The organism is Sulfurimonas sp. (assembly GCF_023228785.1).
Classification (GTDB): Bacteria; Campylobacterota; Campylobacteria; order Campylobacterales; family Sulfurimonadaceae; genus Sulfurimonas.
In genome coordinates, this window is the sequence record NZ_JALOAN010000079.1 from 1 (window position 1) to 2866 (window position 2866).

The following is a 2866-nucleotide window of genomic DNA, read 5'->3' on the forward strand; positions in this document are numbered from 1 at the left end:
CTGCCCTGGAAGAATGGTGACACCCCTTTTTGTAGGAGATACTTCTCAATGGAGCTTAGATTTCTCGTCTAAGAGTGCGATGATTCTTACTGCTTTAGGTTTAGTATTTACCGGTCTTTTTGTAGTTGGCTCGTTTGTAAAAAAGAGATTTTTCTGTTTTTTCTGTCCTATGAGTGCCATGCACTATATCTTTAGTGACGCAGCCCTTTTAAAACTTAAAAAAGATGGTGACAAGTGTACAAAATGCGGTGATTGCTACACTGTTTGTGATATGCAGATAAAAGACATAGCTGATGATGTTACAAGCACCAATATTTTAAGAGATGACTGTATTTTATGCCTAAAATGTGTAGCAGCGTGTCCTGAAGAGGATGCTTTATATGTTGACTTTGTAAATTATCCAATATTTAAATCTACTAAAGGTGGATTTGTAAAAAGGATGCAAATGGATAAACTGGAGAAACAAAATGACTAAAAATATAAGAGAACATAAAATAGAGACTCCAAAAGAGAAACAAAATCGGCATAAGGCTATGGAAGCCATTATGGTGTTAGAGAAAATCAAAAAAGAGTTTAAAGAACCACCAAAGGCGATGGATTACTTTTACAATCTTTTTGAGAGCGTGCATTGTAGACATGAACCACTTCATAGTGACAAAGTAAAAGTTGGGACGATGTGTATCCAAGTGCCCTCTGAAATAATCTACGCACTTGATGCCGTTCCTATTAGACTATGTAATGGTTTTTATACGGATGATGAGATAGGTAGTGATCTGCTTCCATCAAAATCATGTCCTTTAGTAAAGGCTACTGTAGGGCAGTTTGCATCTAATAACTTCTCAGATAAACCTGATATTATCATATCTCCTACAACCTGCGATCAAAAAGCAAAAGCAGGTGCCATCATAGAAGATATGGGATATGAAATTTTTGATATGGAGTTTCCAAGAACTAAAGAGAGCGAAGAGAGCCGTGAGTATTGGAGACGAAGTGTTAGAAAATTCACAAAAGAGTTATCAAGTAATTTAAATAAAAAAGTAACAAGAAAAAAACTAAAAGAGTCTATACAAAAAGTGGGTTACGCTCAACATCTTTACCACAATCTAAATTTTTTAAGAAAAAACATTAATTCTCCAATACTTGGAGTTGATATGTTTTTAGTTACAAACGCATTTTTCTTTGATAAGATTGATAACTGGATAGAAGCTGTAGATAAACTTGCAAAAGAGTGTGAGCAAAGAGTAGAAAATGAGTTTAACGCTGCACATAAAAGAAGTCCAAGGATCGTCTATACAGGCTCACCTCCAATCTTTCCAAATCTAAAAATCCCTCTTATTATAGAGCAATCAGACGCCATAATCGTTGCAGATGAGACATGCTCATCAAACAGAATGTTTAATGATATGGTAAGCGTGGATGAGTGGTTTGTCAACGATATGATAGATGGTGTTGCAGATAGATATCTAAAGGGATGTACCTGCCCAATATTTACAAAAAATGAAGATAGAAAAAGAAGAATTATTGACCTTGTTAGAGAGTATAAGGCTGATGGCGTTATATATCAAGCCTTTGCAGGATGTCAAGTTTATGAAATGGAACAAAGATCTGTTTTAGAAGCCATGGAGAGAGAAGGCATTCCTATTATGTACTTAGAGAGTGACTATTCTCCTAGTCATCTAGGTCAGCTTACAACTAGAGTTGAAGCATTTGTAGAGTCACTTAAAAATAGAAGAAGGAAACGTTAATGAAATATTTTGCAGGTATAGATATAGGTTCAACAGCTATTAAAATTGCAATTGTAGATGAAAATAAAAACCTAGCAGGACATAAAATAAGTGCAAGTGGAAGTATGTTTTACAAATATGCGAAACAAGCACTAAAAGAGATGCTAGCTGAACTTGGTGTTGATGAGAATAAATTGGTATATACAGTTGCAACAGGATATGGAAGAAAACTCTTTAAAGAAGCAGATGAAAATATAAGCGAAATCACCGCAAATGCAATGGGTGCAATGGCAGCAGCCGCTTCAGAGTGCGATATCAAAACTATTATAAATATAGGCGGTCAAGATTCCAAAGCTATCTCTCTTGATGATGAGGGCAATGTGGTCAACTTTGCTATGAACGACAGATGTGCGGCTGGAACTGGAAAATTTTTAGATGTTGTCGCTATGAATTTAGAGATAGAGGTTGATGAGTTAGGCGAATATCACTTTAGATCAAAAGGAACACCATTAGCAATAAACAGCACCTGTGCGGTCTTTGCAGAGTCTGAAATAATCGGTCTTTTAGGCAACGATAACAGTGTTGAAGATATCGTAGCAGGGGTGCACTACTCCATAGCAAAAAGAATAATTAAACTTGTAAAAAGAGTTGGCATAAAAGAAGGTATCTACTTTGACGGCGGTCCTGCACTAAATATTGGTTTAGTCAGTGCTATTGAAAATGAGCTAGGCAAGAAGATATTTATTCCTGCATTTCCACAAATAACGACATCTCTAGGTGCTGCAATACTAGCTCATGAATCTTACGGATATGAAAACAGAGCTTAATTAGATTTATGCAAGGAAAAAGTGCAATAGATGTTTAATAAAATTATAAAGTTTTTTATTGATAATTATAGAATAAACTACACTCTATTTTTTTTAGTTTTTGCAGTAGGCATCTACTCATATACAAAGATACCAAAGGAGATATCACCTACTCTTGAACCTGCATCTATAACTATCAGGGGCTCATACCAAGGAGCTTCTGTAGATAGTTTAAATACGATGGCTGTTGGGGAGATCGAAGATGAAGTAAAAAATATAACCGGAGTTGAGAATGTATCTTCTGTAGTAACTCCGGGAAAATTCAGCATAATTCTT

4 protein-coding genes are annotated in these 2866 nt (G+C 35.5%); all 4 read left to right on the forward strand.

Going from position 1 to position 2866, the window contains the following annotated elements; genetic code table 11:
• Nucleotides 1–475: 4Fe-4S dicluster domain-containing protein (locus tag M0Q24_RS11590; RefSeq protein WP_295050824.1), on the forward strand; the 475-nt coding region annotated here is incomplete at its 5' end.
• A complete protein-coding gene (locus tag M0Q24_RS11595) occupies nt 468–1745 on the forward strand; it encodes a 2-hydroxyacyl-CoA dehydratase family protein (protein WP_295050826.1) in 1278 nt (425 codons plus the stop codon). The genes M0Q24_RS11590 and M0Q24_RS11595, both read left to right, overlap by 8 nt.
• On the forward strand, nt 1745–2551 hold the full coding sequence (locus tag M0Q24_RS11600; protein WP_295050828.1) for an acyl-CoA dehydratase activase: 807 nt from the start codon (nt 1745–1747) through the stop codon (nt 2549–2551). Before M0Q24_RS11595 ends, M0Q24_RS11600 begins: the two co-directional genes overlap by 1 nt.
• A gap of 30 nt (nt 2552–2581) precedes the next feature.
• Nucleotides 2582–2866 (forward strand): efflux RND transporter permease subunit (locus M0Q24_RS11605; RefSeq protein ID WP_295050830.1); only part of this gene is annotated, 285 nt, incomplete at its 3' end.